We start from the raw sequence: 9,496 nt of genomic DNA on the forward strand, positions 1-9,496 counted from the left end.
ACCCCGGCCCCACCCGGCGATCCGGCTGCGGTGTTCCCGCCCTGGCAGCACGGCGAAAACAACGATGCGATCAATCGCGGCCTGGCGTTCACGGTGCCGGAGATCGACGTGCTGGCCGACATGCACGGCAATCTCACCGACCCGAAGCTCGTGCTGTATGTCGGCGGCAATTATTTCTTCGCCATGGCGCCGCTGGTAAAGGAATTCGAGAGCGAGCATCCGGAATTCCGCGGCCGCCTGTACTGGGAAACGCTGCCGCCGGGGCGGCTGCAGGAGCAGATCCGGAAGGGCGGCACCATCACCAGCGGCAACATGACCTGGACGGTGAAGGCGGATGCCTATCTCGCCGGCCTGCGCAAGGTGCAGGCGATGATCGACACGGGCGAACTGGCAGGCCCGGCGGTTTCCTATGTCACCAACACGCTGGCCATCATGGTGCCGAAGGACAATCCGGCGCACGTCACCGGGCTGGCTGACCTGGGGAAGCCGCAGGTGCGGCTTGCCATGCCCAATCCGGCATACGAAGGCATCGCGCGGCAGATCAAGCAGTCGCTGGAAAAGGCCGGCGGACCGGCGCTGGCGAAGGCGGTCTATACCGACAAGGTGGCGGACGGCACGACGATCCTGACGCAGATCCACCATCGCCAGACTCCGCTGTTCCTGATGCAGGGGATCGTTGACGCGGGTGTGACCTGGCAGTCCGAGGCCATATTCCAGGAACAGGCGGGCCATCCGATCTCCCATATCGTCATCCCCGCGGCGCAGAATGCCACCGCGATCTATGCCGGCGCCGTGGTGAAGGGCGCGCCGCATCCGGATGCGGCCCGGCTGTGGCTCGACTTCATCCGCTCGCCGCAGGCGCTGGCGATCTTCGCGCGCTACGGCTTCAAGCCCTATCACGGGGGCGGCGAACACGGATAGACTGCGGCGCGCGCGACAGCACCGGGAGGAAATTCATGAGGCGTCGTTCATGAAGCGTCTGGCGGTGGCCGTCCTGGCGGCCGGGACCATGGCCGTGGCGCCGGCCCTGGCGGCAAGCGGCATCGACATCGTCACGCACGGCGTGCCCGGCTCGGTGCCGGCCTGTCTGGCCTGCCACGGCCTGGACGGCGCCGGGCGGCCGGGCGGCGGCATTCCGCGCATCGGCGGCCTGGACGCCGCCTACATGCGGCAGCAGTTCGCCAACGCGGTCAGCGGCGCGCGCGGCAACACCGTCATGGTGGCGATCGCCAAGGCGCTGGATCCGGACGCAATGACCGCGGTAACGGACTACTATGCGCGGCAGAACCCGCCGGCCGTCGCCGAGGACGCGCCGGCCGACGCCATTGCCCGCGGCCAGCGGATCGCCGAGCACGGCGTGTGGTCCCGCGGGGTTCCGTCATGCACGCTGTGCCACGGTGCCGCCGGCATGGGCATCGGCACGCATTTCCCGCGCCTGAACGGCCAGGTCGCCAGCTACATCCAGACCCAGCTCAAGGACTGGCAGGCAGGCACGCGGCGGGGCGATCCGATGGGCCTGATGGCCGGCATCGCCAGGAAGCTGACCAAGGCGGACATCGCCGACGTCGCGGCCTATTTCGCGGCGCTGCCCAGGCTGCCGGCCTTGCCGGCCGCGGTGCCGGCCGGGGAAGGACAGGTCGGGGAAGGACAGGCTGGGGAAGGACAGGCCGGGGAAGGACAGGCTGGGTCTGCCAGCGGCGAAGGCTTCGTCCCGCCGCCGGACAACGCCATTCCCCACGGCCCGTTCGGCGACATGGTGCGGCTCGGCCTGCGTATCTTCGATGATCCGCAGCGCTACGCGGCGGACTACACCGGCAATTCGCTGCAATGCCGCAACTGCCACCTGGACGCCGGGCGGCTGGCCAATTCGGCGCCGCTGTGGGCGGCCTATGTGGCGTATCCGGCCTGGCGCGCCAAGAACGGGCATGTGAACAGCTTCGCGGAGCGGCTGCAGGGCTGTTTCCGCTACAGCCTGAACGGCAAGGCGCCGCCCCTGGGCGACCGGACGCTGCTGGCGGTGGAGAGCTATGCGTATTTCCTGGCGACCGGCGCGCCCACCCGCACCGAGATGAAGGGACGCGGCTATCCCACCCCGGACAAGCCCGCCATGCCGATGGACGCCAGGCGCGGCGCCACGGTCTATGCCGCGCGCTGCGCCCTCTGCCATGGCGAGGACGGCCAGGGGCAGAAGACGGCAGCGGGCGCGCCCGGCTTCCCGCCGCTGTGGGGCGCCCAATCGTTCAACTGGGGCGCGGGCATGGCCGACATCCGCAACGCCGCCGGCTTCATCAAGGCCAACATGCCGCTGAGCCAGGGCGGCAGCCTGAGCGGCCAGGAGGCATGGGACCTGGCCATGTTCATCGACACCCGTGAACGGCCGCAGGATCCGCGGTTCGCCGGGTCGGTCGAGGAGACCCGTGCCAAATATCATGAGCACGGCATGTCGATGTACGGCCAAACGATGAATGGCGTGGTGCTGGGCAGCGCGCCGTTGCCGCCCGGACACTGAGCCTGCCCGGCTTCAGAGCCGGCTCGCTGCTTGGGGCCGAGGGTGCCGTTGCCGAGCCTTTCCGGCGTGGGAGGCAGCGGAGCCGTTTCTCTGGAAACGGGCATGGTCTGTGGGCTGGGGGCAGGCCGTTGGCGTGGACAGGGGGTGCCGGCGCTTCCGCTGATTGGGGGTCCGCTGGCGGCGGGCGTGCGGGCGGATGGTGCGGCAATGCAACCACAGAGAATAATTGAGCGCCACAGTGGGCCACAGAGACGAACTTTGGACCTGATGCAGAATAACCGCTCCACTTGCCGCACGGACGCCGCAGCCGTCATGGTGGCTACCCGGGACAAGAGCCCGGGCACAGGCTCCGGGCCGCCATGACGACAGGACAGGCCGTCCGTGCGACCCAAGCGGCCTGCGGTCTGCTGTCGTGACGCGGCTGCCGGAATGTTCGGCTTGCCTGGCTTTCGGGCTGGCTGGAACGGCTGGCGGCATTGATTCCGACAACAATCCGTTCCGCCTGTCGCCGCAGGACGGCCGAACGGGTCAGGGCCCGGCGCAGAGCAAGGTTTCGCCGCGCGCGTCCCGTGTTCCGCGCTCCAGTACGGCCCCGGCCCGCTGGATGGCCTGCACCCGGTTGTGCGCGCCAAGCGCCGAATAGGCCAACGACAGGTGAACCTTCACCGTGCCCACGCCCAGGTTCAGCCGCCGCGCGATCTCCTTGACCGAATGGCCCTGCGCCAGCAGGCGCATCACGTCGACCTGCCGTGGCGACAGGCGCACGGAACCGCCGCCGGCGTCCGGAGACGAGGGCGCGGGCGGTCCCGCCGGACGGCGCCAGGCCGCGGCCGGCCGGGCGGCCCCGTCATGCCGGGCCTGCGCGGCCGGCGATTCGTGCCGCTCCCAGATCTTCAGCCAGACCGGCACCGCCTCGACCGGCATCGGCCGGCCGATCAGGAATCCTTGCAGGTCGCAGGCGCCGAGTTGCCCGAGCAGATCGGCGGTTTCCTGGGTTTCCACGCCCTCGGCCACGCAGCCCATCTCCATGTTGGCGGCAAGGTCGATGACGGATTTCACGATCGCCCTGGCCTCGCGCGAGGTTGCCAGGTCGCCAATGAAAGAGCGGTCGATCTTGATCTCGGAGAACGGCATCTGCTGGAGCAGCTTCAGCGACGAATAGCCGGTTCCGAAATTGTCCAGCGACAGGCAAATTCCTTTCAGTTGCAACCGGCTGAGGATGTCCATGGTCAGCATGGCATCGGTGAACGCCGCGGTCTCGCTGACTTCCAGGCACAGGTGCCCGGGCGGCATGGCTCCGGCCCGCAGGCGCTGCTCCAGCCGATCGGGCAACGCCCGGTCGCGCAGGTTCTGCGCCGAGATGTTCACCGCGATCGGCACGACGACCCCAAGCTCGGCCAGCGCCTGGTACGCATCGACCGCGGCGCCGACCACCCATTCCGCCAGCGCCTCGATCGTCGCCTGGTCGCGTTCGGCGATGGCGAGGAACTGTCCCGGCGGAATCAGGCCGGCCTGCGGATGCTTCCAGCGCACCAGGGCCTCCAGCTTCCTGAAGGTCTTCGTTTTGACTGCAACAATCGGCTGGAAATCGAGGCTCATCTCGCCGTTGCCGATCGCGGTCCGCAGGGTCCCGGCCGAGATGTCCTCGGGCGTGACCTGCAGGCGTGCCAGCAGTTGCTGCAGCGCCGGCCCGTCCAGCGGCTTTTCCAGCACGCCTTCGATCTTCAGGCCCAGGCTCCGGCCCAGCGCGCGCACGGTCGAGAGAACCCGTCCGCCGCGCTCGCCGGTGAGGATCAGCGCGCCGGCATACCGGTCTTCCGCCAGCAGGCGCAGTTGCTCCACGCCGTCGGTGGCGCCGAGTTGCAGGTCCAGCACGATGATCCGGGGGTGGCAATCCTGCAGGGCCTGGCGGAAGGCGTCGGCGTCGGCGACAGCGGTCGCGTCCAGGCCGGCAAGAGCGGCCGTCGCCACCACGCAACGGGCGAGGTCGGGATCGTCGTCGAACACAAGCAGGGACATGGCGCGGGCTATTCCTTGACCATGGCCGGCCGATCGGCGAACCGAACGGCCCCGAGCCGCGCCATCCCCGGGCGCGCGGACCACGGCGGGCGACGCTGCCCGGGATGCTGCCTGTTGCTGCTGGCGGGACGTGGTCCACGGCGGGATGCGACATGCGGTTTCAGCGCTGCCCACTGTTGCATTGCGGTTCGGCCTGCCGAAGATGATGCTGCCTGATAGCCTGGACCGGGGCTTTCCCGAAACTCCGATCTGGCGCAGGCGGGGACCAGAATTGAATCGTAATGTTACTGTAGCTGTCCCCCCTGGCCCAACTTCTACAGTTCGGTTATGCAACTCACTGAAAACATGGGATAAATCGTGATCTAAGGCCGCTTGTGGTGCAAAAGAGCGGATTTCCTGAGAGTCGGCCCACAGCAAGGCATTGATATAACGCGGACTTTTTCTGTCAGCGGCGGTTTTGGCGCCACAAGAGCCTGAAAATCTGGCTTTTCTGTGCAATTTCAACGAGTTGCGAAACCGAACTGTAGAAGTCGGGCCTGGCCGCGCGCGTCCACCACGATGGGTGACAATGGCAGTCGCCGTTGCGCCTCCGTCATAGCCAGCAGGCCGCGGCCTGCCGCGATCAGGCGCGTGACAACGGGCCGGACGGCGACGGGAACCCCGGTATCTTGGCGTCTTGGCGTTGAACAGGAACCGCGCCCGGCGCTGATGGGTGCGCTGCGCCGCTGGCCCGTGCGGTTGGTTCCACCGATAAAGCGCCAAGACGCCAAGATGCCGGGGCACGCGTCACTGTCCGGGGTGGCGGCCATGCGTATCAGGATAGGACGCAGGCGGCCGAGCCGGTGCCGACCACAAATCGAAATCATCCGTCCGGCATCGGGACCGGGCCGCGTTCTGGTATTTGTTGATGATGGAAACTAAACGGCGTGTGGTGCCGGCTTTTCCTGGCGTCCTGCCGGATTTTGATTACAATTCAGTAACCGCCGTGCCATGAAACTTTCCTCCCGGAGCCGGCAGACAGGCGAGCTTTCGACATCACGCGGCCTTGGTTCGTCCAGATGCTGAATTCTGGCCAGCGCGGGCTTGTCCTTGAGCCGTTCGCGACGGGTTGGCTGGGTGTCGCGGGCTCTGTAGGAAGCATTGAAACCAAAAGTCGCCGCCCGAAATACGCAGCGGGACATCAGCTTTCCGTTGTTCGATTGCACTTGATCACCGCGGCGCAGCGCTGGTGCTATAATCGCTGACTTCGCCCAAGCCCTTGAAAAAGCACAAGAATGCTCACGATCGGTCTCGTAAACAACATGCCGCCCGCGGCAATCGAGTCCACCGAGCGACAGTTTCGCGAGGTGTTGAACACCGCCGCGATGGATATGCCGCTCAGGCTGCGCTGGTTCCGGTTGGCCGGGTTGCGCCCGGCTGGTTACGAACCCATGCAGGCGCTCTGGGACAGCCGGTTGGACGGCCTGATCATCACCGGCACGGAACCGAAAGCCGCAACCTTGCCGGAGGAGCCGGTCTGGCCGTTGCTGACGCGCCTGATAGACTGGGCGGCCGAGAACACGGTGTCCACGATCTTCTCCTGCCTGGCGGCCCACGCGGCGGTGCAGTATCTCGACGGTGTCGAGCGTCAGCCACATGCCGAAAAGATTTTCGGCGTGTTCCAGTCGCACAAGCTGACCGAACACCCGCTGCTGCGGGACACGCCCGAAACCTGGCACGTGCCGCACTCCCGCTGGAACGACCTGCCCGAACAGGCGCTGCGTGAACAGGGTTACGACGTGCTGACCAGGTCGAACGACGCCGGGGTTGACCTGTTCACCAAACAGGTGAGCAAGAGCCTGTTTTTCTTTATCCAGACGCATCCTGAATACTTCCCGGTGAGCCTGTTGCGGGAATGGTGGCGGGATGTGCAACGTTTCCGCAACAAGCAGCAGGATCGCCTGCCGTCCGTGCCGCGCAACTATATCGATGAGCAGCGCGCCGCCGCCGCGCTGGTGTTGGAAGACGCGGCGGAGGCACGCGAGTTGCTTGAAACCTCGATCGTGCCGGGCGACTGGCGCCCTGTTGCTGTACAATTGTACAACAACTGGCTGTTGCATCTGCAACAAGGTGCGGCGCTGGCCGGGATGGTGGTGCAATCCGGCAACCACGCTCCCGGCCCCGCCGTCGCCGGATGACGGCATCATGCCGGGACGCCCCCGGGGCGTCCCGGCACGGCTGCGCCCATCGACAAGGCAGGCCCGGCCGCTTCGTGCCGTTGAACGGTTTCATGCGATGATGGAACAGCGATGGCGGAAGCCGCCTCGAACGCCGCCCACGCAGACGACATCCCGGCTCCTCGCCGGGCATGAGCCGCGCCTGCCGTGCCCTCCGCAGCACGCCCGACGCAAATCGGCCGGAGGCTTCCCATCATGATCGGCCGCAGGTGGAACCCCGGGCGTGTTGAAACCGGGCTTGGTTGCAACTCCGCTTTGTTCAACATGAAGTATCGGCAAATGGCCAGGATACAACCAGAAGAAGCGACCAGTTGAGTCTGATCGCCCACTCCCCGGGTTGCCGCCGACGCAACCGCCCATGTCCCGAGGCGTTCGAACCCTTTGCCAGCCTGACGACGCCTTCCCGGAAGCATCGCCGTTCGTGCCGCCATGCGTGCATCCGCTGAATCCACGGTCCAATCCAGCCTGCGGATCAATTCCAGATCCCCCGGAAATCCGGAAGCCAACCGCGTAAATCACCAGCAACGCTCCGGCAGAGGCACAAACGAAGCAACGTCGTTGCAAGCGCAGTCGAATCGGCAAGATGTCGGTTCGATATGACACCGACAAGACAGTTTCGCCGCCGTTACCGAGCTGGCACGACCCGGTGCCGGTAAACCGCCGGGACACTTCGTCACGTTCCTGTTTCGGGCGCATGCACCCGGCCTTCCGGGCCTGTTCGACTGGTTTCCTCTTTCGGAGGCGGCGGATGGTTTGAGCGCCGCCCCCTCGATCGCCCCCGCGCCGCCAGTCTAAGGCCGGCTCAGAAAACCCACCTGCCACGACAGCAACAACCGCACAGGCCAGCGCAATATCCCCCTGATCCTCAGCGGCCCCCAGCGGTACTCAATTCTTCTCTGTGCAAACAAAAATACGCCATCAACCAGGCTGTCAGCGCCGGCGAGGCACCTCCCGGACCGCAGTCAAGCCAGACCAGGAAGCCCCCAAATCAATCATCCAAGACGCCGCCCGACCTCCCCAATGCAGAATTGTGTAGATTAGCAACGATCGGGCGTGTTAAGTGACGGCCATGACCAGAAGCCGACCCTTTCGCGACATCAAATCCGCGCCCACGGACGGACGCACAATCGAGATCATCCACGGCCTGAAACAGGAAGTTGTCCAGGCGTACTGGGCGGTCAAGCAACAAGGCTGGGTTCGTCGCGACGAACCGTCGCGCCGCGTGCTGACATGGGTGACAAGCTGGCGCCCGGTCTAGGCCTCCGCGGTGCTTCCCGGGACCGGACGCCGCGCCTATCGCATTGCCGATGCACCAGTCGTTGCGATCCCACTACAAGCACCGTCGGCCGAGGCAGGATCGAGAGGCTTTGAACGCCCACCCTCCGAGCCTTGATCCCGCCGGCTGATTGCGGTCGCCGCGGTCCCGTCGCCGGGGCGGGGCATGCGAATGTCGTTCCAGCGCCGCCACCGCCCCCAGGCACCGCCCCCAGGCCGATCGGCGGTCCGAGCCTGGCCCTCAGCGCGCCTGCGCCACCCGCCGCCACAGGGCGTGCAGGAACCCGCCGACGCCGCCGGGCATCAGGAACATCACCGCGATCAGGATCAGGCCGTACACCGCCCCCGGCGCCGCCTTCGACACCTTGTCCGCCAGGTTCGGCACGAACTCGACGAACGCCGCGCCAACCAGCGTGCCGCCGATGGAGGACACGCCGCCGACGATCAGGCCGACGAACAGGAAGATCGAGACGAACACCCCGAAGCTGTCCGGCGCCACGAACTGCACCGCGATGGCGCCGAGCGACCCGGCCAGCCCGGTGTACATCGCGCTCAGGGCGAAGGTGCGGGTCTTCACCGTCGCGAGGTTGATGCCCATCGCCTCGGCGGCCATGGCATGGTCGCGGATCGCCATCATCGCCCGGCCCATGCGGGCGCGCACGATGTTCCAGCCCAGAAGGTACAGCACGACCGCGACCACCAGGGTGAACAGGTACAGCCACTGGTCGGGTGACAGGGGAAGGCCGAACGGCGCTTCCGGCTTGTCGATCACCAGGCCCTGCACGCCCCCGGTCCAGTCCTCGAACGCCTTGTACTTCAGAATCTGCGGGATGGCGACGGCCAGGGCGAACGTGGTCAGTGCCAGGTACAGCCCGTTCAGGCGCAGCGCCGGGAACCCCAGCAGGAAGCCGACGCCGGCGCAGACCGCGGCGGACACCGGCAGCGTCGCCCAGTACGGCACGTTCCAGGTCGTCATCAGGATCGCCGTGGTATAGGCGCCGATGGCATAGAACGCGCCGTGGCCCAGCGAGATCTGGCCGTTGAACCCGGTCAGCAGCGCCAGGCCCAGGATGGCGATGCCGTAGACCACGACCATCGTCAGCTGGAACAGGTGGTAATCAGTGAACGCGGCGACCGGCACGACGGCGGCCAGCAGCACCAGGATCGGCATCAGCCATGACACGCGCTGCATGATCGTTACACCCGGCTGTAGACGCGGCGGCCCATGAGGCCGGTCGGCTTGACGGTCAGCACCGCGACGATGATCACCAGCGCCAGCGTCAGCTTCAGCTCCGTGCCGACCAGGTAGGCGCCGCCCAGGTTCTCGATCACCCCCACCGCGAAGCCGCCCAGCACCGCGCCCAGCGGGTTGTCGATGCCGCCCAGCAGAGCCCCGGCGAATGCATACAGCAGGATGCCGCCCATCATGTTGGGGTCGAGGAACACGATCGGCGCCACCATGCAGCCCGCCACCGCC

The 9,496-nt window shown here is 66.7% G+C and carries 6 protein-coding genes; 3 read left to right on the forward strand and 3 right to left on the reverse strand.

Features of this window, described 5'->3' with window-relative positions:
* Positions 1-921: molybdate ABC transporter substrate-binding protein (locus CCS01_RS11890; RefSeq protein ID WP_104519042.1), on the forward strand; the 921-nt coding region annotated here is incomplete at its 5' end.
* Between the two features lie 49 nt (positions 922-970).
* Positions 971-2,509 carry a c-type cytochrome gene (locus CCS01_RS35145; protein WP_239992125.1) on the forward strand — a complete coding sequence of 513 codons (1,539 nt, stop codon included), beginning with the start codon at positions 971-973 and terminating at the stop codon, positions 2,507-2,509.
* A gap of 528 nt (positions 2,510-3,037) precedes the next feature.
* Here CCS01_RS35145 and CCS01_RS34355 read toward each other — a convergent pair.
* Positions 3,038-4,528 (reverse strand): EAL domain-containing protein, encoded by a 1,491-nt coding sequence (locus CCS01_RS34355; RefSeq protein ID WP_104519044.1) that lies wholly within the window; start codon positions 4,526-4,528, stop codon positions 3,038-3,040.
* A gap of 1,274 nt (positions 4,529-5,802) precedes the next feature.
* Between CCS01_RS34355 and CCS01_RS11905 the strand changes: the two genes are divergently transcribed.
* A complete protein-coding gene (locus tag CCS01_RS11905; RefSeq protein WP_104519045.1) occupies positions 5,803-6,705 on the forward strand; it encodes a homoserine O-acetyltransferase/O-succinyltransferase family protein in 903 nt (300 codons plus the stop codon).
* Positions 6,706-8,260: 1,555 nt separating this feature from the next.
* Here CCS01_RS11905 and CCS01_RS11910 read toward each other — a convergent pair.
* Together CCS01_RS11910 and CCS01_RS11915 are read right to left on the reverse strand one after the other, a co-directional pair.
* A complete protein-coding gene (locus CCS01_RS11910) occupies positions 8,261-9,211 on the reverse strand; it encodes a branched-chain amino acid ABC transporter permease (protein ID WP_104519046.1) in 951 nt (316 codons plus the stop codon).
* A 5-nt stretch (positions 9,212-9,216) separates the two neighbouring features.
* The coding region (locus CCS01_RS11915; RefSeq protein WP_408887484.1) for an ABC transporter permease subunit at positions 9,217-9,496 on the reverse strand (280 nt) is incomplete at its 5' end.

This window comes from Rhodopila globiformis (genome assembly GCF_002937115.1).
Taxonomy (GTDB): Bacteria; Pseudomonadota; Alphaproteobacteria; order Acetobacterales; family Acetobacteraceae; genus Rhodopila; species Rhodopila globiformis.